This is a genomic window from Myxococcus xanthus (assembly GCF_013116825.1).
Taxonomy (GTDB): Bacteria; Myxococcota; Myxococcia; order Myxococcales; family Myxococcaceae; genus Myxococcus; species Myxococcus xanthus_B.
The window spans coordinates 22,846-46,560 of sequence record NZ_JABFNS010000068.1 but is presented as its reverse complement, the minus strand read 5'-3'; the positions used below and the strand labels follow the sequence as shown (position 1 = coordinate 46,560).

26 protein-coding genes are annotated in these 23,715 nt (G+C 69.0%); 21 read left to right on the top strand and 5 right to left on the bottom strand.

Annotation, left to right across the window (positions count from 1 at the left end):
- Positions 1–2 precede the first annotated feature (2 nt).
- The 12 genes from HNV26_RS20595 to dnaB all read left to right on the top strand — a co-directional run bounded on the left by HNV26_RS20595 (position 3) and on the right by dnaB (position 9,627).
- Positions 3–365: a DUF5658 family protein gene (locus HNV26_RS20595; protein WP_171452855.1), complete on the top strand. Its 363-nt coding sequence runs from the start codon at positions 3–5 to the stop codon at positions 363–365.
- A gap of 134 nt (positions 366–499) precedes the next feature.
- Positions 500–799: a septation regulator SpoVG gene (gene spoVG, locus HNV26_RS20590; protein WP_002634160.1), complete on the top strand. Its 300-nt coding sequence runs from the start codon at positions 500–502 to the stop codon at positions 797–799.
- A gap of 47 nt (positions 800–846) precedes the next feature.
- Entirely contained in the window at positions 847–1,797 is a 951-nt protein-coding gene (locus tag HNV26_RS20585; protein WP_011555049.1) for a ribose-phosphate pyrophosphokinase, read from the top strand.
- A gap of 173 nt (positions 1,798–1,970) precedes the next feature.
- Entirely contained in the window at positions 1,971–2,627 is a 657-nt protein-coding gene (locus tag HNV26_RS20580; RefSeq protein WP_171442365.1) for a 50S ribosomal protein L25/general stress protein Ctc, read from the top strand.
- Positions 2,628–2,708: 81 nt separating this feature from the next.
- Entirely contained in the window at positions 2,709–3,284 is a 576-nt protein-coding gene (pth, locus tag HNV26_RS20575) for an aminoacyl-tRNA hydrolase (RefSeq protein WP_171442366.1), read from the top strand.
- Positions 3,285–3,554: 270 nt separating this feature from the next.
- Positions 3,555–4,031, top strand: a complete 477-nt coding sequence (gene rpsF, locus HNV26_RS20570; protein WP_171442367.1) for a 30S ribosomal protein S6 — start codon at positions 3,555–3,557, stop codon at positions 4,029–4,031.
- A 51-nt stretch (positions 4,032–4,082) separates the two neighbouring features.
- Positions 4,083–4,478 carry a 30S ribosomal protein S18 gene (gene rpsR / locus HNV26_RS20565; protein WP_090491552.1) on the top strand — a complete coding sequence of 132 codons (396 nt, stop codon included), beginning with the start codon at positions 4,083–4,085 and terminating at the stop codon, positions 4,476–4,478.
- Positions 4,479–4,505: 27 nt separating this feature from the next.
- Positions 4,506–4,949, top strand: a complete 444-nt coding sequence (gene rplI, locus HNV26_RS20560) for a 50S ribosomal protein L9 (protein ID WP_171442368.1) — start codon at positions 4,506–4,508, stop codon at positions 4,947–4,949.
- 178 nt (positions 4,950–5,127) lie between these two features.
- Positions 5,128–6,294: an acyltransferase family protein gene (locus tag HNV26_RS20555; RefSeq protein WP_171442369.1), complete on the top strand. Its 1,167-nt coding sequence runs from the start codon at positions 5,128–5,130 to the stop codon at positions 6,292–6,294.
- 8 nt (positions 6,295–6,302) lie between these two features.
- The gene (locus tag HNV26_RS20550; RefSeq protein WP_171442370.1) at positions 6,303–7,418 is read left to right on the top strand and encodes a sensor histidine kinase; all 1,116 of its coding nucleotides are present in this window, start codon (positions 6,303–6,305) and stop codon (positions 7,416–7,418) included.
- Positions 7,415–8,185, top strand: a complete 771-nt coding sequence (locus tag HNV26_RS20545; RefSeq protein ID WP_171442371.1) for a LytR/AlgR family response regulator transcription factor — start codon at positions 7,415–7,417, stop codon at positions 8,183–8,185. Before HNV26_RS20550 ends, HNV26_RS20545 begins: the two co-directional genes overlap by 4 nt.
- Positions 8,186–8,256: 71 nt before the next feature.
- Positions 8,257–9,627, top strand: a complete 1,371-nt coding sequence (gene dnaB / locus HNV26_RS20540) for a replicative DNA helicase (RefSeq protein WP_141590240.1) — start codon at positions 8,257–8,259, stop codon at positions 9,625–9,627.
- 77 nt (positions 9,628–9,704) lie between these two features.
- Here the strand turns inward: dnaB and thiD are convergent, their stop codons facing one another.
- From thiD to thiE, 3 genes are read right to left on the bottom strand one after another with little or no spacing between them, the layout of a single operon-like run.
- Positions 9,705–10,445 (bottom strand): bifunctional hydroxymethylpyrimidine kinase/phosphomethylpyrimidine kinase, encoded by a 741-nt coding sequence (thiD, locus tag HNV26_RS20535; protein ID WP_171442372.1) that lies wholly within the window; start codon positions 10,443–10,445, stop codon positions 9,705–9,707.
- Positions 10,442–11,206, bottom strand: coding sequence for a gamma-glutamyl-gamma-aminobutyrate hydrolase family protein (locus HNV26_RS20530; protein ID WP_171442373.1), 765 nt, complete (start codon positions 11,204–11,206; stop codon positions 10,442–10,444). Before HNV26_RS20530 ends, thiD begins: the two co-directional genes overlap by 4 nt.
- 20 nt (positions 11,207–11,226) lie before the next feature.
- Positions 11,227–11,883 carry a thiamine phosphate synthase gene (gene thiE / locus HNV26_RS20525; protein WP_171442374.1) on the bottom strand — a complete coding sequence of 219 codons (657 nt, stop codon included), beginning with the start codon at positions 11,881–11,883 and terminating at the stop codon, positions 11,227–11,229.
- Positions 11,884–11,975: 92 nt separating this feature from the next.
- Here thiE and HNV26_RS20520 point away from each other — a divergent pair, with 92 nt between their 5' ends.
- The 3 genes from HNV26_RS20520 to HNV26_RS20510 are packed head-to-tail and all read left to right on the top strand — an operon-like array spanning position 11,976 to position 13,293.
- Entirely contained in the window at positions 11,976–12,344 is a 369-nt protein-coding gene (locus HNV26_RS20520) for an RNA polymerase subunit sigma (protein WP_171442375.1), read from the top strand.
- Positions 12,341–12,655, top strand: coding sequence for a DUF1844 domain-containing protein (locus HNV26_RS20515; protein ID WP_171442376.1), 315 nt, complete (start codon positions 12,341–12,343; stop codon positions 12,653–12,655). Before HNV26_RS20520 ends, HNV26_RS20515 begins: the two co-directional genes overlap by 4 nt.
- Positions 12,652–13,293 carry a hypothetical protein gene (locus HNV26_RS20510; RefSeq protein ID WP_171442377.1) on the top strand — a complete coding sequence of 214 codons (642 nt, stop codon included), beginning with the start codon at positions 12,652–12,654 and terminating at the stop codon, positions 13,291–13,293. The genes HNV26_RS20515 and HNV26_RS20510 overlap by 4 nt, the downstream gene beginning before the upstream one ends.
- Positions 13,294–13,299: 6 nt before the next feature.
- Here HNV26_RS20510 and HNV26_RS20505 read toward each other — a convergent pair whose 3' ends face one another.
- Positions 13,300–13,935: a hypothetical protein gene (locus tag HNV26_RS20505; protein WP_253816840.1), complete on the bottom strand. Its 636-nt coding sequence runs from the start codon at positions 13,933–13,935 to the stop codon at positions 13,300–13,302.
- Between the two features lie 127 nt (positions 13,936–14,062).
- On the opposite strand from HNV26_RS20505, the gene clpB reads away from it, so the two are divergent.
- The 5 genes from clpB to HNV26_RS39345 all read left to right on the top strand — a co-directional run bounded on the left by clpB (position 14,063) and on the right by HNV26_RS39345 (position 20,753).
- Positions 14,063–16,687 carry an ATP-dependent chaperone ClpB gene (clpB, locus tag HNV26_RS20500; RefSeq protein WP_171442378.1) on the top strand — a complete coding sequence of 875 codons (2,625 nt, stop codon included), beginning with the start codon at positions 14,063–14,065 and terminating at the stop codon, positions 16,685–16,687.
- Between the two features lie 76 nt (positions 16,688–16,763).
- A complete protein-coding gene (locus HNV26_RS20495) occupies positions 16,764–17,447 on the top strand; it encodes a spermidine synthase family protein (protein ID WP_171442379.1) in 684 nt (227 codons plus the stop codon).
- Between the two features lie 10 nt (positions 17,448–17,457).
- The gene (locus HNV26_RS20490; RefSeq protein ID WP_171442380.1) at positions 17,458–18,474 is read left to right on the top strand and encodes an LLM class flavin-dependent oxidoreductase; all 1,017 of its coding nucleotides are present in this window, start codon (positions 17,458–17,460) and stop codon (positions 18,472–18,474) included.
- Positions 18,475–18,730: 256 nt separating this feature from the next.
- Positions 18,731–20,116, top strand: a complete 1,386-nt coding sequence (locus HNV26_RS20485; RefSeq protein ID WP_171442381.1) for a di-heme oxidoreductase family protein — start codon at positions 18,731–18,733, stop codon at positions 20,114–20,116.
- 199 nt (positions 20,117–20,315) lie between these two features.
- On the top strand, positions 20,316–20,753 hold the full coding sequence (locus tag HNV26_RS39345; RefSeq protein ID WP_171442382.1) for a DUF4279 domain-containing protein: 438 nt from the start codon (positions 20,316–20,318) through the stop codon (positions 20,751–20,753).
- A 169-nt stretch (positions 20,754–20,922) separates the two neighbouring features.
- On the opposite strand, the gene HNV26_RS20475 is transcribed toward HNV26_RS39345, so the two are convergent.
- Positions 20,923–22,251: a DUF418 domain-containing protein gene (locus tag HNV26_RS20475; protein ID WP_171442383.1), complete on the bottom strand. Its 1,329-nt coding sequence runs from the start codon at positions 22,249–22,251 to the stop codon at positions 20,923–20,925.
- Between the two features lie 140 nt (positions 22,252–22,391).
- Here HNV26_RS20475 and HNV26_RS20470 point away from each other — a divergent pair, with 140 nt between their 5' ends.
- Positions 22,392–23,705 carry an amidohydrolase gene (locus HNV26_RS20470; protein ID WP_171442384.1) on the top strand — a complete coding sequence of 438 codons (1,314 nt, stop codon included), beginning with the start codon at positions 22,392–22,394 and terminating at the stop codon, positions 23,703–23,705.
- The last annotated feature ends 10 nt before the right edge of the window (positions 23,706–23,715 follow it).

The window sequence follows — 23,715 nt, the reverse complement described above, 5'->3', positions numbered from 1 at the left end:
CGATCGAACAGATGCGGGGGGGGGCGTGGGGCAACAGGGCTTCTTTCTACCTGTCACCGGCGTCCGTGGCCTTGTTGATGCTGAACCTGCTGGACGGGCTGTTCACCCTCTTCTTCCTCCAGTTGGGCGTGGCCGAGGAGCTCAACCCCATCATGCGGGAGGCCTATGAGCAGTCCCCGCTCTTCTTCATGTTCTCCAAGCTGGTCATCGTGAACGCGGGCCTGTGGCTGCTGTGCATCCACCGGCACCTCAAGGCCAGCCGCATCGCCATCCGGCTGGGCGCCGCCGTGTATGCCGTCATCGTGGTCTACCACCTCGCGTTCCTGACCCACCTGGTCATGCACTGGCCGCAAATGCTGACCTAGCCTCCACTCGCAGCGGCGGACTGTGGGGGCATTGAACAGTGGCGCAAATCTCCCTCGCGCCCGCGCTTGCATTTGGCACCCGGTATGTCCCAGGCTTCCCTTCAGCTCCGACCTTTCGGGTTCGGGGGGGGACCATGAACATCACCGACGTCCGGGTGTTTCCGGTCGAAGAGGACAAGCTCAAGGCGTACGTCACCATCACCTTGGACCACTGCTTCGTCATTCGCGATTTGAAGGTCATTCACGGCTCGACCGGGCTCTTCATCGCGATGCCAGCCAAGAAGCGGAAGGATGGGACGTACAAGGACATTGCCCACCCGCTCAACGCGGATACGCGGAGTCAAATGGAACGCGTCATCCTGATGGAGTACGAGCGACACCTCCATCAGGCGCAAGCCGGGATGCTCGTCGCAGCGCCAGCGGACCTGGACTAACGACTTCTTTCCTTCCGTCCGCGTACAGGTTAGTCAGCGGCCCCACCATGCAGCCGCGTGACTTCAAGGTGTTCGCCGGGAACTCGAATCCCGGCCTGGCGCATCGCATCTGCGAGTACCTCAAGCGCCCTCTGGGCAAGGCGGAGGTCGGTCGGTTCTCGGACGGGGAGATTCACGTCGAGATCGGCGAGAACGTCCGCGGCCACGATGTCTTCATCCTCCAGTCGACCTGCCCGCCCGCGAACGATCACCTGATGGAGTTGCTCATCATGTGTGACGCGCTCAAGCGGGCGAGCGCTGGTTCCATCACCGCCGTCATTCCGTACTACGGGTACGCCCGTCAGGACCGGAAGGTGGCGCCGCGTACCCCCATCACCGCGAAGCTCATCGCGGACCTGCTGGAGTCAGCGGGCGCCGGGCGCGTGGTGTCCATGGACATGCACGCGGGGCAGATCCAGGGCTTCTTCAACATCCCCTCGGACCACCTCTATGGCTCGCCGGTGTTCCTGGAGGACCTGCGCAAGCGCTTCCCGGAGTCGCAGGAGCTGGTCATCGTCTCGCCGGACGCCGGCGGCGTGGAGCGCGCCCGCGCGTACTCCAAGCGGCTGAACACGGGCCTGGCCATCATCGACAAGCGCCGTCCCCGCCCCAACGCGTCGGAGGTGATGAACCTCATCGGCGACGTGAGCGGCAAGGACGCGGTGCTGGTGGACGACATGGTGGACACCGCCGGTACGCTCGCCCAGGCGGCCGCGGCGCTGAAGGCCAAGGGCGCACGGCGCGTGGTGGCGTACGCGGTCCACCCCATCCTCTCCGGCCCGGCCATCCAGCGCATCCAGGACTCGGTGCTGGAAGAGGTCGTCTTCACGGACACCGTGCCGCTGTCTCCGGCGGCGCAGGCCTGCTCGAAGATCCGCCTGCTCACCACCGAGCGCCTCTTCGGCGAGGCCATTGCCCGCATCCACCGCGCCGACTCGCTCAGCTCGCTGTTCGTCTGAGCCGGCGCGCGCTTGCCCGCCGGGTGGCTTGACTCCAGGCCCTCCGGCTGGCATGTGCACGGCCCTCCATCGGAGGTCTTCACAGGCGCCGTCTTCGGGGCCCGCCACTGGGGCGGGATGCCGAGGGCGCCAGGGCCGCCGGTGGCACCCGCAGTCCCATCCGTGAGGATTCCATGTCCGTCAATACGAGCACCCTCGAGGCCAAGCCGCGTGAGGGTTCCGGCAAGGGCGTTGCCCGCCGCCTGCGCGCCGAGGGTCTGATTCCCGCCGTCGTCTACGGAAAGCACCTGGAGAAGCCGGTGCACATCTCCGTGAACCCCAAGGCGGTCCGCCAGGCCATCAACACCCCGCACAAGTTCAACACCCTGATCCAGATCAAGGTGGAGGGCGGTGACCGCCAGGTGCTCCTGAAGGACTACCAGATGGACCCCGTCACCCGCGCCATCCTGCACGCGGACTTCCTGGACGTGCGCCCCACCGACAAGGTGAAGGTCAACGTGCCGCTGGTGCTCACCGGCCGCGCGCAGGGTGTGGCGGACGGCGGTCTGCTGACCCAGGCCCGCCGTGAGATCGAGGTGTGGTCGCTGCCGGGCGCCATCCCCGAGAAGATCGAAGTGGACGTGACGCCGATGAAGATCGCTGAGGTGCTCCACATCAACGATCTGAAGCTGCCCGAGGGCGTGTCGGTGAAGACGAACGTCAACTACACCCTGGCCGTCATCAGCGCGCCGGAGGCCGTGGAGGCGGGCCCGGCGGCTGCCGCGGCGGCGCCGGCCAAGGACGCGAAGGCGGCTCCGGCCAAGGACGCGAAGGCCCCGGCGAAGAAGTAGTCTGTCGCCTTCTGCGGTCCTTCTGGAGCGGGGCCGGCCCGGTAAGGGGCTGGCCCCGTTTCTCGTTTCGGGAGCCACGTCATGAAGCTCATCGTCGGGCTGGGCAATCCGGGGCGCGAGTACGAGCGGCACCGGCACAACATCGGGTTCATGGTGGTGGAGGCGCTGCTGTCGCGGGCGCGCGCGGAGCTGAACCAGGAGAAGTTCGCGGCCAAGGTCGGCCAGGGCACCCTGGCGGGCGAGCGCGTCCTCTTCGTGGAGCCCCAGACGTTCATGAACCTGTCGGGCCGCTCCGTCGCGGAGGCGGCGCGCTTCTTCAAGGTGCCGGTCACGGACGTGCTCGTCATTCATGACGAGCTGGACCTGCCCCTGGGCCGCCTGCAGCTCAAGGCCGGCGGCGGCAGCGGCGGCCACAACGGCCTCAAGAGCATCGTCTCCAGCCTGGGCGACGAGGGCTTCATCCGCCTGCGCTTCGGCATTGGCAAGCCGGAGGGCCCCAACGCCCGCGAGCGCGTGTCCGGCTACGTCCTGTCCAACTTCGACGACGGCGAGCGCCGGGAGATGGATGCGCTCATCGACCGGGCCATGGACATGACGGAGCTGTGGATCCGCGAAGGGCTGTCAGTCGCCATGAACCGTTTCAACCGGAAGGCCTGAGGCGGGCCCCAGGCACCCCTACAGGCCGGCAGACGGGGCGCCCGGCCGCTTGACTTGGCGGGGGGGCCCCCATAGAAGGCCCGTTCCCTCATCGGGGATGACCCGGTGGGATGTTCTTTTCCAGCTTCCCGTGTTGGTACACGGGACGTAGCGCGAGGGTGACGGGCGCGCGGTTTCCCGTCCCCGGCGGTGGGCCTCTCAGGTCCGCTGGCCGTTTCCCCGCTCTCTGGATTCACCGGAGGGCACTCGACCCCAAGGGGAGAGAAAACAATGGCTGAGACGCAGGCCGCGACGCGGCTTCGTGAGTACGAGACCATCTTCCTGGTCAAGCCGGACCTGACGGACGACAACGTGGACAAGCTCAAGGAGCGCGTCCGCGGCATCGTTTCCCGTGAGGGTGGCAAGGTCATCCGCTTCACGGTGTGGGGCAAGAAGAAGACCCTGTTCCCCGTGGCGAAGCAGCCCCGCGCCATCTACGTGCACACCCACTTCCTGGGTGGCGCGAAGCTGGTGGCGGAAATCGAGCGCAACCTCCGCAACCTGGACGAGGTCACCCGCTACATCTCCGTGAAGCTCGCGGACGAGGTGGACCCCGAGACGCGTCCGGTGCTCGAGGACGTGAAGCTGGCCGGCGACGTGGAGGAGACCCGTCCGGGCGCTTCCACGGAGCGCGAGGGTGGCTTCCGCTCCGAGGGTTCCGAGGAGCAGGGCGGCGACTCCGAGGAGGAGTCGTCCGAGGAGGCCTGAGGGCCTTCTGGGTCAATTCGCTAGAGACCATTCCAGGATACGAGAACGCTCATGAGCAACGGAACGGATAGCAAGACGGCCTCTGCCCCCGCCGCCCGCAGCGGTGGTGGCTTCGGCGGTGGTGGTTCGCGCGGTGGAGACCGGGGTGACCGGGGTGACCGCGGTGGTGATCGCGGCGACCGCGGCGGCGGGCTGGGCGGCGACGACGACAAGCGCGGTGGTGGCCGCGGCTTCGGCCGCAAGAAGGTCTGCCGCTTCTGCGCGGAGAAGAACGCGTCGGTGGACTTCAAGGACCAAGCGACGCTGAAGTACTTCGTGACCGAGCGCGGCAAGATCATCCCCCGCCGCATCTCCGGCAACTGCGCCAAGCACCAGCGCGAGGTGGCGGTGGCCATCAAGCGTGCCCGTGGCATCGCGCTCCTCCCCTACAACGCGGTGGTCGGCTAGTCCGCCGGTCCGCACAGGAGACTGAACATGAAGGTCATTCTGCGTGAGGACATCGAGAACCTGGGCAAGTCCGGGGAACTCGTCACCGTGAAGGACGGCTTCGGCCGCAACTTCCTCCTGCCCCGCAAGAAGGCGGTTCTGGCCAGCGAGCAGAACCTCCGCCAGTTGGAGCATGAGAAGGCGGTCATCGCCGCTCGGAACGCCAAGCTGAAGGGCGCGGCCGAGGAGCAGGCGAAGAAGATCGGCGCCATCAAGGTCAGCATCAAGCGCCGCGTCGGCGATCAGGACAAGCTGTTCGGCTCCGTCACGGCGCTGGACATCGCGGAGGCGGTTGCCGCCGAGGGTCAGAGCATCGACCGCCGCCACATCCACCTGCCCGAGCCCATCAAGGCCCTGGGCAACTACGAGGTGGAGCTGCGCCTGCACCGCGACGTCGTCGCGAAGATCAAGCTCGAGGTCCTGCCGGAGTAATCCTCCGCGGGCTTCACTGAAGTGAGAGAGGGCCGTCCGGGGCAACCCGGGCGGCCTTTTCCTTTGCGCCCCGCCCCGCCCCGCCCGTCCGGCTCACACCTCCGTGAAACCGGCTGGCGACAGATGCGTGGAGCGCTCGGGGCGCGGTGCGTATCCCGGAGCGGAAGGAGGCTCGCGCATGAGCACCACCGCCCCCCCGCCCCTCACCGATGAGCACCGCCCGGACCTGGACTGGCTCCGCGTGGTGGCCATCCTCCTGCTGCACCTGTTCCACACCGGGATGATGTTCAACACCTGGGGCTGGCACGTGAAGAGCGTCCAGGTCCTGCCGTGGCTGGAGCCCCCCATGGAGGTGCTGCATCACCTCCGCATGCCGCTGCTGATGTGCATCTCCGGACTGGGCACGGCGTTCGCGCTGCGGCGGCGCTCGCTGGGCACCTTCGCCGGGGACCGCGCGAAGCGGCTCCTAGGCCCATTGGTCTTCGGCATGTTCGTCGTGGTGCCGCCGCAAATCTACGTGGAGCGGCTCCAGCGAGGGACGTTCCAGGGCAGCTACGCGGACTTCTACCCGTCCGTGTTCAGCTTCGTGCCCTACCCCGCCGGCAGCTTCAGCTGGCACCACCTGTGGTTCGTCGCGTACCTCTTCATCTACTGCCTGCTCGCGCTGCCCCTCTTCGCGGCGCTGCGCACGGCGAGCGGCCAGGCCTGGCTCCAGCGCGCCGAGGCGTGGCTGAGCCGGGGCTGGAACGTGGCGTGGCTGTTACTGCCGCTCGCGCTCAACGAGGTGTTGCTGCGCCGCTTCCCCCAGACACACGCGCTGCTCGACGACCCGCGAGCCTTCATCCACTTCGGCCTCTTCTTCATCGGTGGACACCTGCTGGGCCGGTGTCCTCGCGCCGTGGAGCACCTGGTGGCCCGGCGCAAGGCGCTGCTGGGCGCCTGCGGCCTGCTCTTCGCCGTCATGGTGCCGCCGAACGAGTACGCCTTCCCACTGGAGACGCTGGGCCGCACGGCGCTGCAGTGGCTCTTCATCCTCACGGCCCTGGCGTGGGCGCGGGCCTGCATCCGCGTCCGCCGCCCCTGGCTCCGGTACGCGCGCGAGCGGGCCTACCCGTTCTACATCCTCCACCAGACGGTCATCGTCATCGTCGGCTTCGCGGTCGTGGACTGGCCCGTGGGCCCCTGGGGCCTCTTCCTGGCGGTGCTCACGCTGACGTTCGGTCTCACCTGGGGCCTGTGTGAAGGAGTGGCCCGGCTGCCCTGGCTGCGAGCGTGCTTCGGGATGCCGGCTCGCTCGAAACGGGCCGCGCCCATCCACGCCGCCGCCCCAGTGCATACTGCCTGACGACGCCCATGACGCCCTCTCCGCCCCAGGCCGGCATCGACTGGAAGTGGCCCCGCATCCGCGCGAAGCCGGCGCTGGCGCTGTTGGGCGTCTGCCTGCTCATCGGCCTGTGGATGGGGCTCACGCTGTGGCTCACCATCCTCGGGGACGGCGGCACCCTCCCGGGCTCCCGTCCCTTCCTCTGGGAAATCACCGGGGCGCTCGGCGTCTGGGCCGTCATGCCCATCCTCTACACGGCGGTGGTCAACGCACCGAGCCCTCGCGTGGGCTGGGGGCGCTTCCTGGGCATCCATGCCGTGGCCTTCGTGCTCTTCACCGGCCTGCACACCGCGCTGATGGTGGGGGCGCGGCAGTTGATGTACGCGCTGCTCGGCTGGGGCACCTACGACTATGGCGCGCTCGCCTTCCGCATCCCCATGGAGGCGCAGAAGGACCTCATCTCGTACACGGTCACCGCCACGCTCTGGAGCTTCCTCCAAACCTGGAAGGAGCGTCAGGCGCGGGCGCTGCGGGAGGCCGCGCTGGAGGCCGAGTTACGAGCGGCCCAGCTCCAGTCGCTCACCGGGCAACTCCATCCGCACTTCCTCTTCAACGCCCTGAACACCGTCAGCGCGGTGATGTACGAGGACCTCGCGCGCACGGACCGGCTGCTCAGCGACCTGGGCGGACTGCTGCGCGCGAGCATGGAGCGGCGCGAGCCCACGTGGACGCTGGCCGAGGAGCGAACGCAGGCCGCGCGCTTCGTGGCCCTGCTGGCCGCGCGCTTCGGCGAGCGGGTGACGGTGCGCTGGGACGTGGCCCCCGGCCTGGACGGCGCCCAGGTGCCCTGCTTCGCGCTGCAAGCGCTGGTGGAGAACGCGGTGAAGCACAACCAGGACCGGCCAGAGGCGCTGGAGGTGCGCATCCGGGCCCGGGAGGACGGCGCCATGTGGTGGCTGGAGGTGGAGGACACGGGGCGCGGCTTCGGCACGCCGTCCCCCGCGTCCGGCCCCGGCGTGGGCCTGTCGCACCTGGAGCGCATCCTGACGCTGCTCCACGCGGGCCGAGCGCGCCTGGAGCGGAGCCACGGCCCCGAGGGCGGCGCGCGCGTGTCGCTCTGGCTGCCACGGGAGGCCGCGGCATGACGCGCTTCCAGGTGCTCGTGGCCGATGACGAAGCGCCCGCGCGGGCGAAGGTGAAGCGCCTGCTGGCGGAGGACGTGCGCTTCGCGCTGGCGGGCGAAGCGGCGGATGGGACACAGACGTTGAGTCAGGTGAGTGCCCTGCATCCGGACCTGCTGGTGCTCGACGTGCAGATGCCCGGTCTCACCGGCTTCGAGGTGCTGGAGGCCCTGGGCCCGGAGCACTGCCCCGCAGTCATCTTCTCCACCGCGTACGACGCCTTCGCGTTGGCGGCCTTCGAGGCGCAGGCGGTGGACTACCTCTTGAAGCCCTACGACGCGGAGCGCTTCGGCCGGGCGCTCGATAAAGCCCATGCGGTGCTGCGCAGCGGGATGCCGGACACCGTGCGGCTCCAGTCCCTGCTAGCGGAGCTGAGGCGGGCCCCCGCGGGCCGTCCGTTGGAGCGGCTGGTGGTGAAGGTGGGCGAGGCCTGGGTCCCCCTGCCGCTGGCGGACGTCTGGCGCCTGTCAGCCGAGGACAAGTACGTGCGGCTCTACACGGGCCAGGGCGAGCACCTGGTACGACAGACGCTCCGCGCCCTGGAGGAGCGGCTGGACCCCTCACGCTTCGTCCGGGTGCATCGGGGCGACCTCGTCAATCTGGACGCGGTAGCCCGCCTGGAGCCGTGGAGCCACGGGGATGGAATCCTCGTCCTCAAGGACGGGAGCTCCGTCGTACTCAGCCGCACCTGGCGTGAAGCGTTCCTCCAGAAGTGGGGACTGGAGGGGTAAGCGTCACTGCTACAGGGCTGTGGCAGCAAATTTGGTTGTGTCAGCCCTGCCTGTAGAGTGGGCGGGCTGCCATGGAGAACGTCCACGAGTTCAGAGAGGGTCGGAAGGTCCACGAGGACCTCGCCGCGGAGCGCGCCGTGCTGGGCGCCGTGCTGGCGGACAACACGCTCATCGCCGCGGTAGGCGAGGTCGTCCACCCAGAGGATTTCTCCAGCCCCGCGCACGCCCAGATTTTCGAGGCGATGCTGAAGCTCGACGGCCAGTCGAGACAGGTGGACCACCTGACGCTGGCCGAGGAGCTGAAGGTGTTGGGCCACCTGGTGTCGGTGGGCGGCCCGGCCTACCTGATGCGTCTGGACCAGGTGGTGCCCATCGCGTCCAACGCGGTCCAGTACGCGCAGATCGTCAAGGACCAGGCCATCCGCCGCCGCCTGGCCCAGGCGGGCAGGGAGATCCAGGACCTCGCCAGCCAGGAGACGGGCGAGCTGGAGGTGCTGCTCGACGAGGCCGAGCGCAAGGTGTTCCTCCTCGCGGAGAAGAAGCGCGAGGGCGACCTGCGCCCGGTCAGCGAGCTGATGGAGCATACGCTCGACCTGCTCGACAAGATGAAGGCGGCGGCCACGGGCATCACGGGCCTGTCCACCGGCTACATCGACCTGGACAACCAGCTCACCGGCCTGCACGCCGGCGAGCTCATCATCCTCGCGGCGCGTCCCGGCATCGGCAAGACGTCCTTCGCGATGAACATCGCGGTGCACGCGGCGCTGAAGGAGAACAAGGCCGTCGGCATCTTCAGCCTCGAAATGCCCGCCGACCAGTTGCTGATGCGTCTGCTGGCCTCCACCGCGCGCGTGGACATGAAGAAGCTGCGCGGCGGCCGGCTGACGCCGCACGACGAGGAGAAGTTCCAGGAGATGGCGGGCGCGCTCTACAACGCGCCCATCTACATCGACGACTCAGGCGGCCTGTCCCCGTTCGACCTGCGCGCCAAGGCCCGCCGCGTGAAGCAGCGCGACCCGCGCCTGTCGCTCATCGTCATCGACTACCTCCAGCTCATGCATCAGAAGGGCAAGGTGGAGAGCCGCCAGTTGGAGGTCGCCGAAATCTCCCGCGCGCTGAAGCAGCTCGCCAAGGAGCTGGAGGTGCCCATCATCGCGCTCAGTCAGCTCAGCCGAAAGGTGGAGGACCGCAAGGACGGCAAGCCCCTGCTGTCAGACCTGCGTGAGTCTGGCTCCATCGAGCAGGACGCCGACGTGGTGATGTTCATCCACCGTGAGACGTCTGACGAGGCGGGCCCCGACGGGCAGCCGGCGCAGCAGTCGAACACCGTCATCCCCGTGGAGCTCATCGTCGCCAAGCAGCGTAACGGCCCCATCGGCTCCATCGACCTGGTGTTCCTGGCCGAGTACACCCGCTTCGAGAGCCGATCTCGAAGCGAGTAGCAACCCTCCGCGTTCGCGCGGGGCGCGGTGTCCATCACACCCGCCCCTGCCGGTTCGCGGGGAGCAGCGGCTTCGACCTACTCCGAGCCCGTACGCAGGTAGCGCACCACCAGCGCGCGGGCCGAGCGCACCGCCGTCTCCAGCGCGCGGCCCCGCCCCAGCTCCGTGGCGAGCGCGGACGCCAGCCGACACCCCGTGCCCCGGCGGCCGGGGGCGCGCGCCAGCCTCTTGCCCTCCAGCACTCGCACGCGGCCCGGCGCGGCCAGGACGTCCGCCAGCCCCTGCGTGTCCGGCAAGTGCCCGCCCTTCACCAGCACCGCGCCAAAGCCGTGCTGTGCCAGTGCCTCCGCGGCCTCCGCGGCCTCATCCACGGTGCGCGCGACGGGACGCCCCAGCAGCCACGCTGCTTCATCCAGGTTCGGCGTGAGCACCACGCGCGGCCCGGCCAGAGACAGGTAGGCCCGTGCGGACAAGCGCGTCAGCGGCTCGCCCCGGGAGGTGCGCACCACCGGGTCCACCACCCACCACGCGCCCGTGTCCTCCAGGGCGCGCTGCGCGGCCTCGAGCTGCGCGCGCGCGGGCACCATGCCGCACTTCACCGCGTGCACCGGCCCCAGCTCGCGCGCGGCGGCCACCTGCGCGGACAGCACGCGCGGCGGCGAGGCCGTCCAGGTGAAGGTGCGGACACCCTGCGCCGTCTGCGCGGTGGGCACCGCCACCGGCTGGCCCCGCAGCGCGCGCACCGCGGCGACATCCGCCAAGAGCCCTGCCCGTCCCGTGGGCTCCAACCCCGCCAGCAGGAGGACGCGGGGACTCACCGGCGGTGCTCGCGTGCCTTCTGCACGAACGCCTTGTAGAGCCCCACGTGCACCGGAATGGTCGTGGACATGTATTCGGGGTGCCACTGCACGCCCACGGCGAAGGTGTGCACGGAGGACTCGATGGCCTCCACCACGCCATCCGGCGCCACCGCGGTAATCGTCACGTCCTTGCCCACGCCGCGCACCGACTGGTGGTGGGTGGAGTTGACCATCAACTGGCCATACCCCACCGCCTCCGCCAGCAACGTGCCGCTCTTCACGTCCACCGGGTGCTGCGGGTGCGTGCGGTCGTGCTTCTGCTCGTGCTCGCGAGCGCCCTCCACCTCACGGCCGATGTCCTGGAACAGCGTGCCACCCAGGATGACGTTGAGCAGTTGCATGCCGCCGCAGATGCCCAGCACCGGCATGTTGCGCTTGAGCGCGCCGCGCATGAGCGCCGCCTCGAAAGCGGTGCGCCCTTCCTTCAGCGCCCCCAGGCCCTCGCGCGCATCCTCGCCGTAGGCCGACGGAGGAATGTCGAACGCGCCGCCCGTGACGAGCACGCCGGAGATGCGGTCCAGATAGGACTCCACGCAGGCCGGCTCGTCCGAATACGGCAACACGAAGGGCAGCCCGCCCGCGCGAAGGACGGCGTCCGCGTACGGAACCTTCAGCTCATAGCGGGCAAAGGGCTGTTCTCCGGCCGGACTCCAGTCCGGGGTGATGCCGATGTTGGGGCGGCGCGGCGCCGGCCCGTGGTGACGCGAATGGTTGTTCATGGAAGCTCCTGGCTTCGAGGCTATGCCCCGGAGCGCCCCTGTTCAAACGCGGCCACCAGCCGCCTCACACGCTCGGTGATATCCGCGGCGAGCAGCGCGTCGGACACCACCGCCGCGCAGTGCGCCCCGGCCGCCGCCACGCTCGCGATGTTCACCAGCCCCACCCCACCAATGCCCACCACGGGCAGCGGGCTGTCACGCACCACGGACGCGAAGGTCTCCAGCCCCAACACTGGCGCGGGCACCTGCTTCGTCGACGTGGGGAAGATGGGCCCCAGCCCCACATAGTCCGCCCCCGCCGCCTGCGCCGCCCGGGCGCCCGCCACGTCTCGCACCGTGACGCCCACCAGACGGCCAGACCCCAGCAGCGCGCGCGCATCCTCGGCGGGCACGTCCTCGTCACCCACGTGCACACCGTCCGCGTCCGCCAGCAGCGCCAGGTCCACCCGGTCGTTCACCAGGCACAGCGCGCCTTCCCGGTGGCACAGCGCCACCACCTGCCGCGTGGCGGCCAGCGCCTCACGGACCGGGGTGCGCTTCATGCGCAGTTGCACCACCCGGGCCCCGCCGGCCACCAGGCGAGCCGCCTTGTCCACCAGTGAAATCTCCGGCAGGACGGAGTCGTCGCACAGCAAGTAAGGACCGCGGGGAAGGTGCGGGCGGGACGGTGCGTTCATCGGCTCTGGAAGGCGGGACGGCGGCGTTGACAGATGGCCACCCTGCTATAAGGTGCCGCGCTGTTTTCCAAGCAATTCTGAGGATTTGAACCATGGCGGATTCGGCGGACCCGAAGTACCTCGATAAGCGCACCGTGGAGCGGTACGTGCGCTCAGGCCAGCTCGACGAGACGGAGTACGAGCGCCACCTCCAGGGCCTGCCCGACGTGGCGGAGAAGTCCGTCCCCGTTGAGACGCTCATGCTCGACGACGCCGACGACTTCGACGACGAAGAGGATGACTTCGAGGACGAGGACGACGACACGGACGACGACAGCGATGAGGCAGAGACCTCCGCCGCCGCCGAGTCGACGGATGGCGACGCCGACGAGGACGAGAGCGCCGACGAGGCCGAGAGCGACGACGAGGCCGCCACCGCTTCGAACGAGACCTCCGACGATGAGGGGCCGGTCTCCGCATGAGCTCCGGGGACGAGAAGCGCGGCGAGACCTTCGTGATGCGGGGGGAAGCGCGCTCCGCGTCCGAGGAGTCGATTTCCTTCAGCACCTTCATCGTGGGGCTGGGCACCGCGGTGCTCATCCACCTGGGAGGTGCGCCCAATCCTGAAACGGGTCAGACGGAGAAGGACCTGCCGCTGGCCCGGCAGAACCTGGACCTCTTGTCCATGCTGCGCACGAAGACGCGGGGCAACCTCACGGCCGAGGAAGAGAAGCTCTTCGACGGGCTGCTCGCGGACCTCCGCCTGCGCTACGTGGAGGCGACCAAGCGGTGAAGCACTCCAGTAGGAAGGGCCTGCCCGGCGGCATTCGCTTCGCCGCCATCGTGGGCCTCGTGCTCTCCATCCTCACGGGCTGGGCGGCGCTGATGGAAGCCGTCGAGATGGCGAACTTCTACGAAGCGCGCTCGCTCCGGATGGAGCAGGAGTTGCCTCGGCTTCCCGGCGCCCCGGCGCTCGACCCGAAGATCTTCGAGGTCTACTACGCGGCGCTGGAGCCCATGCGGGAGCCGCGAGCGGTGCTGCTCGGCTTGCTGGCCGTTGCCTGCGCCTTTGTCAGCGTGTCCGCGGCGCGCATGCTGAATCCGGAGAACCTGCACCGCGACACCCTGAGCCGGGTCCTGAGCCGCGCGGCCATCATCGCCGCCGGGCTGCGCACCATCGACGGCGCGCAGATGTCCGTGGCCAAGCAGCGCCTCTTCGCGGCGCTGGCGGAGCCGATGAGCAAGATGCCCGAGTTCCCACCGGACATCACCGTCGAGACCTCCCGCGAAATCCTGAGCGCGATGGGCGTGGGGAGCGCCGTCTTCGGCACCGTGGTGGTGGCGGGCACCTTCGCGATTCTGGGGCAGTACTTCCGCAGTCAGCGCGTCCGCGAGGCCATGGCCGTGCAGGACGGGCCGCAGGCGGAGTAACCCTCCTCAGAGGGCGTCGGACTCCGGCAGCGTCACCTGGCAGGTCGGCAGGAGGGCCTCCAGGACGGCGGCCCCTTCCGCGTCACGGCCCTCCAGCGCCAGTTCGTGGCCCGGAGCCACGCGCGGCAGCCGCAGCAGCTCCTTGCGCGTCAGGCCGAACACGTACGCCAGGTGGCCCATCGGCCAGCGCTCCTGCATGTGCTTGAAGGCCGCGTCGTCCATCTGGTCCAGCGGCACCGGGAGCTCCACGTCCTCGTAGACGACCCGCTCGCCGCCCACGCGCCGGCCGTTGCCGTACGCGATGACCTGCTCGCCTTCGTCTGGATCATAGACGTAGGCCTGGACGGCGGCGTTCGTCGCCCGGGAGAGCAGCCGGGGGAGCGCGTGGTGGGCCGCGTACCAGTGCGCGCCCTGCCGTCCCTCCGTGAAGGGAGCCACGTACGCCAGACGGACCACCTTGCGGCGCCGGTTGACGGACACCTTCAGCCCCGTCGCGCCCATCGCACCGTCCAGCGCCAGCGCTTCACGCGCCAACCGGAGCAGCTCCAGGCCGCCGAAGCTCTCGAGTCGTAGGAGATATCCGCCGTGTGCTTTCAGTTTCAGCCCCCCAGGGGATTGGGCGCCGCCTATACCCGGCATCATACCCGCTGGCAACTCCGGCACCCTGAAAAGCGGGCGGTTACCAGGAGTCCAAACAATTCCGGAAAAGCGGAATCGTCGCGCCACGTGCGCTGCTTGCCAAGGGGTGGGCGACTCTTACGTTGGAGGCATGCGACTCGACAAGTACACAGTGAAGGCGCAGGAGGCGATCCACGAGGGTCAGGCCCTGGCTCGTCGGGCGGACAATCCGCAGTACGAGCCCGAGCACCTGGCCGCTGCGTTGCTTGGCCAGAAGGACGGCATCGTCGACCCCCTGCTCCGGAAGATCGGGGCAGACGCGAAGCTGTTCGCCGCGCGGCTCGGCGAAGCGCTCCAGAAGCTGCCCCGCATGCAGGGGGGCGAGAGCGCGATGCTCGGCCAGCGGCTGCTCAAGACTTTCGACAAGGCCGAGGACGAGGCCAAGTCCCTCAAGGACGAGTTCATCTCCTCGGAGCACCTGCTGCTCGCGCTCACGCACGACAAGGGCGCGGTGGGCGAGGTGATGAAGTCCTCGGGCGTCACGCGGGAGCGCGTGCTGTCCGGACTCAAGGACGTCCGGGGCTCCGGGCGCGTGACGAGCCAGGACGCCGAGTCCACCTACCAGGCGCTGGAGAAGTACGGCCGCGACCTCACAGAGGCGGCGCGCTCCGGCAAGCTCGACCCCGTCATCGGCCGTGACGAGGAGATTCGCCGGTGCGTCCAGGTGCTGAGCCGGCGCACCAAGAACAACCCGGTGCTCATCGGCGAGCCCGGCGTGGGCAAGACGGCCATCGCGGAAGGACTGGCGCGGCGCATCGTCGATGGCGATGTGCCGGAGGGCCTGAAGAACAAGCGACTGGTGTCCCTGGATCTGGGCGCCATGGTGGCTGGCGCGAAGTACCGCGGCGAGTTCGAGGAGCGCCTCAAGGCCGTCCTCAAGGAGATCGCGGACGCCGCGGGCGAGGTCATCCTCTTCATCGACGAGCTCCACACGCTGGTGGGCGCGGGCAAGGCCGAAGGGGCCATGGACGCGGGCAACATGCTCAAGCCGGCGCTGGCGCGCGGCGAGCTGCACTGCATCGGCGCCACCACGCTGGACGAGTACCGCAAGCACATCGAGAAGGACGCCGCGCTGGAGCGGCGCTTCCAGCCCGTCCTGGTGGGCGAGCCGAGCGTGCACGACACCATCAGCATCCTCCGCGGCCTGAAGGAGCGCTACGAGGTGCACCACGGCGTGCGCATCCAGGACAACGCCCTGGTGGCCGCCGCCACGCTGAGCCACCGCTACATCGCGGACCGGTTCCTGCCGGACAAGGCCATCGACCTGGTGGACGAGGCCTCCAGCCGCCTGCGCATCGAAATCGACTCCATGCCCACGGAGCTGGACGACGTGCGCCGGAAGATGACGCAGCTCCAGATTGAGCGGGAGGGCTTGCGCAAGGAGACGGACCCGCACTCGCAGGAGCGCCTGGGCCAGATTGAGAAGGAGCTGGCCAACCTCAGCGAGAAGTTCAACGCGCTCAAGGTGCACTGGGACGCGGAGAAGACGGCCATTGGCGCCATCCGCAGCCTGAAGGAGAAGCAGGAGAAGGCGAAGAACGACCAGGCCGCGGCCGAGCGCCAGGGCGACCTGAACCGCGCGGCGGAGCTGAAGTTCGGCGTCATCCCCTCGCTCGACAAGGAGCTGAAGACGCAGAACGAGAAGCTGGCCGAGCTGCAGAAGAACCAGAAGTTCCTCAAGGAGGAGGTCGACGCGGAGGACATCGCCCAGGTGGTGGCCAAGTGGACGGGCATCCCCGTCTCGCGGCTGATGGAGGGCGAGGTCCAGAAGCTGGTCCACATGGAGGACCGGCTGGCGGACCGGGTGATTGGCCAGCGCAGCGCCATCGAGGCGGTGTCCAACGCCGTGCGCCGCGCGCGCAGCGGACTGCAGGACCCCAACCGCCCCATCGGTTCGTTCATCTTCCTGGGCCCCACGGGCGTGGGCAAGACGGAGACGGCCAAGGCGCTGGCGGAGTTCCTCTTCGATGACGACTCGGCCATGGTCCGCATCGACATGTCCGAGTACATGGAGAAGCACTCCGTGGCCCGGCTGGTCGGCGCGCCTCCGGGGTACGTCGGCTACGAGGAAGGCGGCCAGCTCACCGAGGCGGTGCGCCGGCGGCCGTACACGGTGGTCCTCTTCGACGAAATCGAGAAGGCGCACCACGACGTCTTCAACGTGCTGCTCCAGATTCTCGACGAGGGCCGGCTGACGGACAGCCAGGGCCGCACGGTGGACTTCAAGAACACGGTGCTCATCCTGACGTCCAACATCGGCTCGCAGGACATCCAGGCCGGCATGGCGGGCAAGGAGGAGTTGGACGAGCGCACGCGCAACGAGGTGATGGACGCGCTGCGCGCGCACTTCCGGCCGGAGTTCCTCAACCGCGTGGACGAGGTCGTCATCTTCGAGCCGCTGCGGAAGAAGGACATCTACCGCATCGTGGACCTGCAGCTGGCGCGGCTGTCCAAGCTGCTGGCCGACAAGCGGCTGACGCTGGAGCTGACGGAGAAGGCGCGCGAGCTGCTCGCCGAGCGCGGCTACGACCCGACGTACGGAGCGCGCCCCCTGAAGCGCGCGGTGCAGAAGAACCTGCTGGACCCGCTGGCCCTCAAGGTCCTCGGCGGCGAGTTCGTCCCGGGCGACCACATCCAGGCGGATGCGGGCCCGGACGGGCTCACCTTCGCCAAGGTGCTGGTGGACACCTCGAAGGACGTGAAGCGCTCGGCCTAGCCCGGGCGTCCACGGATGTGCCCCGGCCCGGCGTCATGGCTTGACGCCGGGCCGCCTCCGCGCGAAGAGCCCGGCCATGAAGCCCTGGGAGACGCTGGAGCGCGCAGAAGTCCCGGACGTGGGGGAAGTCACCCTGGCCCGGCGCGGGGACGAGTACGTCTTCCGCGTGCGGGGACAGACGCTGATGTCCAGCCGGCAGCACGGCTCCGAGGAAGCGCTGGCGGAGGCCGGCTGTGAAGGGCTGGCGGGCCGCAGCGGCGTCCGGGTGCTCGTGGGTGGGCTGGGCTTTGGCTACACCACCCGCGCGGTGCTGGACCGGTTGGGTCCCGACGCGCGTATCACGGTGGCGGAGCTGCTCCCCGTGGTGGTGACGTGGAACCGGGGGCTGCTCGCGCCGCTGGCCGGAGCGCCTCTGGAGGACCCGCGCGTCACCGTGGTGGAGCTCGACGTGGGCAAGCACATGGCCCGGCAGTCCGGGACCTATGACGCCATCCTGCTCGACGTGGACAACGGCCCCACCGCCCTCACCCACCCCGACAACCACGGCCTCTATGGGCGCGTGGGGCTGGCGCACGCCGTCCAGGCGCTGCGGCCAGGAGGCGTACTGGGCGTTTGGAGCGCCGGGCCCTCCCCCGCCTTCGAACGCCGCATGGAGCAGGCGGGCTTCACCGTCCAGGTGCTGCACCCGGCGGCGCATGGCACCCAGGGGACGCGGCATACCCTGTTCATGGGCAAGCGGAGGCCCCAGGGACGGCGTTAGTAGGGGCCACATGATTCCTTTCTCCGTCCTCGACCTCTCGCCCGTCACGCAGGGCTCCACCGCGGCCGACGCGCTCCGGAACACGCTGGACCTGGCACGGCACGCGGAGGACTGGGGCTTCAAGCGCTTCTGGCTGGCCGAGCACCACAACATGACGGGTATCGCCAGCGCGGCGACGTCCGTGGTCATCGGCTACGTGGCCGGGGGGACGAAGCGCATCCGGGTGGGTTCGGGCGGCGTCATGCTGCCGAATCACGCGCCGCTGATCATCGCGGAGCAGTTCGGCACGCTGGAGGCGCTCTACCCGGGGCGCATCGACCTGGGGCTCGGCCGGGCGCCGGGCACGGACATGCTGACGGCGCGCGCCCTGCGGCGGGACCTGGCGGCGAGCGCGGACACCTTTCCCCAGGACGTCGTGGAGCTGAGGTCGTACTTCGAGCCCACCGAGCCGGGGCAGCTCATCCAGGCGGTGCCGGGCGCGGGTTTGAAGGTGCCCATCTGGCTGCTCGGCTCCAGCCTGTTCAGCGCGCAGCTCGCGGCGATGCTGGGCATGCCGTTCGCCTTCGCCTCCCACTTCGCGCCCGATGCCCTGCTTCAGGCCCTGGACATCTACCGGGAGCGCTTCAAGCCGTCCGAGTCGCTCGAGCGGCCCCATGCCATGGCCTGTGTGAATGTCTTCGCGGCGGATACGGATGCGGAGGCACAGCGCCTCTTCACTTCCGTGCAGCAGCAGTTCATCCGCCTGCGCCGCGGCACGCCCGGTCAGCTCCCGCCTCCGGTGGATGACATCGACTCCGTGGCTTCGCCCGTGGACCGCGCGAGCGCCGACCACGCGTTGAAGTACTCCATCATCGGCGCGCCCGACACCGTTCAGCAGGGCCTGTCCGCGTTCATTCGACTCACGGGAGTCGATGAGCTGATGGTGACGGGAATGGTCTACGACCACGCCGCGCGGCTGCGCTCCTTCGAGCTGACTGCGCAGGCGCACCAGCGACTCACCGCGGCAGAAGCGGCGCAGCCGGCCTGAAGAACCGCTCGCGCCCTCCTCCCAGGTGGAGCGCGACACACCGCGTCTGTGGCAATGAACGACACACACGCCGCCGCCCTGTAGCGGAGCGCGCTACATGGCCACGCGCCTCGTCCTCGCGAACGCCGTCGCTCCCAGCAGCAGCATGGCTGCGCGCCTCGTGGCGCGAGGGGTGCACACCTCGCGGACGCGGATGGCGCTTCGCCTCGAAGCGCGTCACGGGAAGAGAGTCGGCATTCCCCCGGGAGACGTTCTGATGCGCAGGCGGCTGTACCTTCCAGGCATTCCGGTCGGAGCCATCGCTATCGCCGCCGTCTGGGCGAGCACGCACCAACCGCCCCGACCTCTCGAGCTGGGCGCCCTGCCCGTCACGCAGGAGCCTGGAGAGGAGCTGTCTGGCGGACGGGGCTCCGTGCCGGACCCAGGAAGGAACGCCTTCGGGCGTGCCCCCATGAACATGCCGCGGACGCGCTGGGAGGACTTCCACGCGGGCAAGCGCGTCTTCGGCCGCGACTGGACGGACGTGGATGGCCCCATCCTAGCGGGGCCGCTGTTCAACGCGCCCTCGTGCATGACCTGCCACGTGAAGGATGGACGCGGCCAGCCCCCCGCCTCCCCGAGCGAGACGCCCGTCTCCCTCGCGTTCCAGCTGAGCGGGCCAGACGGCCGTGGGCCGCATCCGGTGTATGGCGCGCAGCTCGACGTTCGCCATGTCGACGGAACCGGCGCGGAGGGCAGCGTCGAGGTGACGTACGAAGAAGTCACCGGCCGGTTCGCCTCGGGCGAGACCTACGTCCTCCACCGGCCCCGCTACCGCTTCACCCAGCTGTCGAAGGGGCCCCTCGGAGCGGAGACCCGCTTCTCCCCTCGTGTCGCGCCCGCGAACTTCGGCCTCGGCCTGCTCGAGGCCATCCCCGAGGCGGCGGTACTGGCCCACGAGGATTCCGAGGACCGTGACCAGAATGGCATCTCCGGCCGGGCCAACCGTGTGCGGGACGCTGCGACGGGCCAGACACGGATGGGGCGCTTCGGCTGGAAGGCCAACCAACCCACGCTGCACCAGCAGGTGGCACACGCGCTCGTCACCGACATGGGACTGACGACGGAGCTGTATCCCCACGAGCAGGGACGCGAGGCCGACGATGCCGCCCCACCCGAGGTCAGCCCCAAGGAACTGGACGCGCTGCTCATCTACGCGCGATTGGTCGCCGTGCCCAAGCGCCGGGACTGGGCAGCCGCCGACGTCCTGCGCGGCAAGGCGGTATTCGGCGCCATCGGCTGCGCGGGGTGCCACGTGGACACAGTCTTCGAGACGGAAGCCGTACCCGGCTTCCCCGAACTGTCCGGCCAGCGCATCCGCCCCTACACGAACCTGCTCCTCCACGACATGGGCGAAGGGCTCGCGGATGACCGTCCGGACGGGCTCGCCACCGGCACCGAGTGGCGCACCCCGCCGCTGTGGGGCGTGGGCCTCGTGAAAGCGGTGAACGGCCACACCCGCTTCCTGCATGACGGGCGGGCTCGCGACCTGGAAGAGGCCGTGCTGTGGCATGGCGGCGAGGCCGCGCCGGCCCAGGAGCGCTACACGCGCCTGCCGCTTGTGGACCGTTGGGCGCTACTGGCGTTCCTCAACTCACTCTGACTCAACTTTCGCACTTTCCGGCTGGGTAGCTCAATCAAAGGAGCGAGAGCAGGAAGGGCTGAGCGCAGGTGAAGAGCGGCCTGACTACGACCAACCTGGAGTCTCAACAACCCGGTGCAGGACAACGTCATCGCGGGTGATGAAAATGGTGATGCGGTGTCCCCCCCGGCCCGTTGATTCGTTCCATCCATGAGGCCCCATGAATAGGCCCCAAATATCCGTCGCACTGAGGTTGTTTCACCCGGATCTCGACCCGGAACGGGTTTCATCCGCTCTTGGAATCAATCCGCAGCACGCGTGGAAAGCGGGCGAGCCTCGCAGGACTCCGGAGGGAGAGTCTCTGCCCGGGGTGTACCCGTCAGGTTACTGGTCCATCCGGCGTGACCTGAGTGAAGAGGCTGCCTTGGACGAGTTTTTGGCGTCGTGGGTCCGGGAACTGGAGCCACATGCGAGCCTTCTGCAGGAGATTTCGTCCTCTGGAGGGAACGCCGAGTTTTATGTGATTTGGAAATATGGAGCCACGCCGCGGGATACCTTGGGTCGTGGCCTTCTCCTCGCGATGGCAGCGCTCGGGATTGATTTGTCGCTAGAGGTTTTCGGGCGACCTCCGCATGGTGATGAGCCACCTGCCGAGTGAGCGTGCTTGCGATCCCGAGCCATGTCGGAGCGCGGGCCCTCTCCTCACGAGGACCCGCGCACGTTGTCCCCCTGGGTGGGACCGCTCCAGGCCCGGCTCATGTCCCTCGCGGACTCCGTGCCAGCGCATCTCCCTGGAGGGGCGTCGAGCCTGATTGCCACGCCGCAGCTCAAGAAGCGCTGACGCCGGGGACACCTCCGTCGCCAGCGAGCCGCCGCATGGGCTGGACCTTTCCATACGTGAGCGAGCGCCACAGCCACTCTGCGGGACCGAAGCGGAAGCGCGCCAACCACAGACGACTGAGCACCACCTGCCCCGCGAAGATGACGCAGCAGATGACGACGATGCGTGACGACGGCAGCTTGCCGATGAAGCCCAGGCCCCAACCGCTATAAATCCAGATGCTCACCGCGGACTGCATCAGGTAGTTCGTCAGGGCCATGCGACCCACGGGCGTCAGCACGCCCAGCCAGCGGCTCCAGCGCTCCCGCTGGAAGAGCAGCGCGAAGGCCGCCACATATGCCGCGCCCATGGCGATGTAGCCGGGCTCCTGGAGGCCGTTGACGATCAGCATCCAGGGCCCCTGCGGGTCCCACTCCAGCACGCCGGCTTTGCGCAGGCGGAACAGCAGCAACCCACCGCCATTGAGGACGAGGCCCCCCCCCAGCCCCCAGCCGAGAATCCGGCGCAGCAACGCCCGGTGACGCTCCACGTCCTGCAACAGGAGCAGACGCCCCGCCAGCAACCCCAGCAGGAAGCGCCCCAGGATGAGGCTCATCCAGAGCACGCGCCGGAAGCCGCCGCCGAGGTTCTCCAGGAAGAAGCGTGCGTTGCCCACCTGCGCCGTCCAGAACGACTCGCTCGACAACGCCACCAGGGTTTCGGCTTTCAAGGCCATATCCCTGGCCCTACTGGTCTTCGCGGCCTCGGCCGCGGCCTCCGCGCCGTGCAGCAGGATGGGCGTGTAGCGAATGGCTGCGGGCACCAGGAACGGCATCACGGTGACGAGCCCCAGCGCCCAGAACAGCACCGTGCGGTTGGAGCGGGCCCGGAAGGCCATCAGCAGGAAACCCACCATCGCGTAGGTGTGGAGGATATCGCCCGTCCACAACAGCAGGGCGTGCGCCAGGCCGATGCCGAAGAGCATCAGCAGCCGCCGGCGGTAGAGCGGCGCGGCGGAGACGCCACGTGCCTCGGCCCGCGTGAACTGGAGTGCGAAACCCAGGCCGAAGAGGAACGAGAAGATGGAGATGAACTTCTGCGTCACGAACAGCTGATAGATGGAGCCGATCACCTGCTCCAGCAGGGAGGCATCCAGCGCGGACGCAGCCTCACGGGGCATGAAGGCACGTCCACTCAGCCACATGAGGCTGTTGGACACGAAGACGCCCCAGAGCGCGAAGCCACGGAGGGCGTCCAGCAAGACGACTCGCTCGGAGGCATCCACCGGACGTGCCTCGGGCAGGTCATCCGCCACGGGAGAACCAGATTGGGACATGCGTGAAGCAGACGCGCTCTGCATCCTGGCCGTCAATCCCGCACCTTCGAGGGTGACGGGACATGCGGGCTTGCCCCACCCTGGTACGGCGGGTGTGGTGTAGTGGCCCCCCCGCTCCCCGACGGACAGGAGTCCGCCCCGTGAAGACTTCCCCCCTGCTGCCCCTGCTGCTCATCTGCCTGGCCGCGCCCGGCGGCCTCGCGCTCGCCGCGGAGACGCCGCCCGTCCTGGGTGGACTCGATGCCATCTACCCAGAGCTCGACGCGCTCTACCGCGACCTGCACCAGACGCCGGAATTGTCCAACCAGGAAGCCAGGACGGCGGCGAAGTTGGCCGACCGGCTGCGCAAGCTCGGCTTCGAGGTGACGTCCGGGGTGGGCGGGCACGGCGTCGTGGCCCTGCTCCGCAACGGCCAGGGCCCCACGGTGATGCTGCGCGCGGACATGGACGCGCTGCCCGTGGAGGAGAAGACGGGCCTGCCCTATGCGAGCAAGCAGAAGGCGAAGGACGCCGCGGGTGCGACCCACCCGGCCATGCACGCGTGTGGCCATGACGTGCACATGACGTCGTTGTTGGGGACGGCCACGCTGCTGGCCCGTTCGAAGGACCGGTGGCGAGGCACCCTGCTGCTGGTGGGCCAGCCAGCGGAAGAGGTGGGCGCGGGCGCCCGGCAGATGCTCCAGGACGGCCTCTTCAAGCGATTCCCCAAGCCGGACTTCGCGGTGGCGCTCCACGTCAACACCGCCGCGGCGGGCACGGTGGAGTTCACCCCCGGGTATGCGATGGCGAGCGTGGACGGCGTTGAAATCACCCTGCATGGCAAGGGGGGACATGGCGCCTATCCCCACACCACCGTGGACCCGGTGGTCATGGCGGCGCGCGTCGTGCTGTCGCTCCAGACGCTCGTCAGCCGCGAGAAGAACCCGCTGGAGCCCGCGGTGGTGACGGTCGGCTCCATTCATGGCGGCACCAAGCACAACATCATCCCCGATGACGTGAAGCTCCACCTCACCGTGCGCTCGTACAAGCCCGAGGTCCGCAAGGCCCTGCTGGACGGCATCGAGCGCATCGCCAAGGCGGAGGCCATGGCCTCCGGCGCGCCCCGTCCACCCGACATCGCCATCACCGAGGGCACGCCCTCCACCTTCAACGACCCCGCACTCACCCGGCGGCTGGTGGGCGCGGTGTCCCGCGTCCTGGGCGAGAAGAACCTCCAGGAGGCGCCTCCTGTCATGGGCGGCGAGGACTTCTCCGAATACGGGCGCGCGGGCGTTCCCGCCGTGATGCTCTGGCTCGGCTCCACCGAGCCGCGGCAATACGCCCAGGCGAAGGCCGCGGGGACCGCGTTGCCCTCGATGCATTCGCCCCTCTTCGCGCCGGACCGCGAGCGCACGCTGCGCACGGGCGTCACCACGCTGACCACCGCCGCCCTGGAGCTGCTCGACAAGCCGTGATGGCCGGGGA

Excerpts from the sequence above, each read along its gene's own strand:
- thiE (WP_171442374.1), bottom strand. The coding sequence starts at position 11,883 with ATGAACGCACCGTCCCGCCCGCACCTTCCCCGCGGTCCTTACTTGCTG.
- HNV26_RS20550 (WP_171442370.1), top strand. The coding sequence starts at position 6,303 with ATGACGCCCTCTCCGCCCCAGGCCGGCATCGACTGGAAGTGGCCCCGC.
- HNV26_RS20545 (WP_171442371.1), top strand. The coding sequence starts at position 7,415 with ATGACGCGCTTCCAGGTGCTCGTGGCCGATGACGAAGCGCCCGCGCGG.
- HNV26_RS20520 (WP_171442375.1), top strand. The coding sequence starts at position 11,976 with ATGGCGGATTCGGCGGACCCGAAGTACCTCGATAAGCGCACCGTGGAG.
- HNV26_RS20585 (WP_011555049.1), top strand. The coding sequence starts at position 847 with ATGCAGCCGCGTGACTTCAAGGTGTTCGCCGGGAACTCGAATCCCGGC.
- spoVG (WP_002634160.1), top strand. The coding sequence starts at position 500 with ATGAACATCACCGACGTCCGGGTGTTTCCGGTCGAAGAGGACAAGCTC.
- HNV26_RS20555 (WP_171442369.1), top strand. The coding sequence starts at position 5,128 with ATGAGCACCACCGCCCCCCCGCCCCTCACCGATGAGCACCGCCCGGAC.
- rpsR (WP_090491552.1), top strand. The coding sequence starts at position 4,083 with ATGAGCAACGGAACGGATAGCAAGACGGCCTCTGCCCCCGCCGCCCGC.
- dnaB (WP_141590240.1), top strand. The coding sequence starts at position 8,257 with ATGGAGAACGTCCACGAGTTCAGAGAGGGTCGGAAGGTCCACGAGGAC.
- HNV26_RS20505 (WP_253816840.1), bottom strand. The coding sequence starts at position 13,935 with ATGATGCCGGGTATAGGCGGCGCCCAATCCCCTGGGGGGCTGAAACTG.
- HNV26_RS20530 (WP_171442373.1), bottom strand. The coding sequence starts at position 11,206 with ATGAACAACCATTCGCGTCACCACGGGCCGGCGCCGCGCCGCCCCAAC.
- clpB (WP_171442378.1), top strand. The coding sequence starts at position 14,063 with ATGCGACTCGACAAGTACACAGTGAAGGCGCAGGAGGCGATCCACGAG.
- HNV26_RS20485 (WP_171442381.1), top strand. The coding sequence starts at position 18,731 with ATGCGCAGGCGGCTGTACCTTCCAGGCATTCCGGTCGGAGCCATCGCT.
- pth (WP_171442366.1), top strand. The coding sequence starts at position 2,709 with ATGAAGCTCATCGTCGGGCTGGGCAATCCGGGGCGCGAGTACGAGCGG.
- HNV26_RS20490 (WP_171442380.1), top strand. The coding sequence starts at position 17,458 with ATGATTCCTTTCTCCGTCCTCGACCTCTCGCCCGTCACGCAGGGCTCC.
- HNV26_RS20515 (WP_171442376.1), top strand. The coding sequence starts at position 12,341 with ATGAGCTCCGGGGACGAGAAGCGCGGCGAGACCTTCGTGATGCGGGGG.
- rplI (WP_171442368.1), top strand. The coding sequence starts at position 4,506 with ATGAAGGTCATTCTGCGTGAGGACATCGAGAACCTGGGCAAGTCCGGG.
- HNV26_RS39345 (WP_171442382.1), top strand. The coding sequence starts at position 20,316 with ATGAATAGGCCCCAAATATCCGTCGCACTGAGGTTGTTTCACCCGGAT.
- HNV26_RS20495 (WP_171442379.1), top strand. The coding sequence starts at position 16,764 with ATGAAGCCCTGGGAGACGCTGGAGCGCGCAGAAGTCCCGGACGTGGGG.
- HNV26_RS20475 (WP_171442383.1), bottom strand. The coding sequence starts at position 22,251 with ATGTCCCAATCTGGTTCTCCCGTGGCGGATGACCTGCCCGAGGCACGT.
- rpsF (WP_171442367.1), top strand. The coding sequence starts at position 3,555 with ATGGCTGAGACGCAGGCCGCGACGCGGCTTCGTGAGTACGAGACCATC.
- HNV26_RS20580 (WP_171442365.1), top strand. The coding sequence starts at position 1,971 with ATGTCCGTCAATACGAGCACCCTCGAGGCCAAGCCGCGTGAGGGTTCC.